The sequence below is a fragment of the Citrobacter sp. TBCS-14 genome (genome assembly GCF_005280805.1).
In the GTDB taxonomy this organism is placed as follows: Bacteria; Pseudomonadota; Gammaproteobacteria; order Enterobacterales; family Enterobacteriaceae; genus Citrobacter; species Citrobacter gillenii.
The window spans coordinates 1-540 of the sequence record NZ_SZWM01000888.1; the positions used below are offsets into that span (position 1 = coordinate 1).

1 protein-coding gene is annotated in these 540 nt (G+C 53.3%); it reads right to left on the reverse strand.

Annotated features, from left to right (window positions below; genetic code table 11):
• Positions 1-540: 23S rRNA pseudouridine(1911/1915/1917) synthase RluD (rluD, locus tag FDX22_RS21910; protein ID WP_146717769.1), on the reverse strand; the 540-nt coding region annotated here is incomplete at both ends.

Here is a 540-nt window from a genome sequence, read left to right on the forward strand (position 1 = left end):
CCACCAGCGGATGGGTGATATGCGCCATGTGCACGCGGATCTGGTGCGTACGTCCGGTTTCCAGACGCAACCGCAGACGCGTGTGCACACGGAAATGCTCCATAATGCGATAGTGCGTTACCGCAGGTTTCCCCATTGGATGCACTGACATATGCGTACGTTTGGTTGGATGACGGCTGATCGGTTCTTCGACTGTACCGCCCGCTGTCATATGGCCAATCGCCACGGCTTCATACTCACGAGTGATTTCGCGCAGCTGCAATGACTCGACCAGGCGCGTTTGCGCCGGGACAGTTTTTGCCACAACCATAAGTCCGGTTGTGTCTTTATCCAGACGGTGCACAATACCGGCTCGTGGGACATCCGCAATTGGCGGGTAGTAATGCAACAACGCATTCAATACCGTACCATCAGGATTCCCGGCGCCCGGATGCACTACAAGGTCACGAGGTTTGTTGATGACAAGAATGTCGTCATCTTCATAAACGATATCCAGCGGGATATCCTGAGCTTCAAAACGAACCTCTTCATCAATTTCAG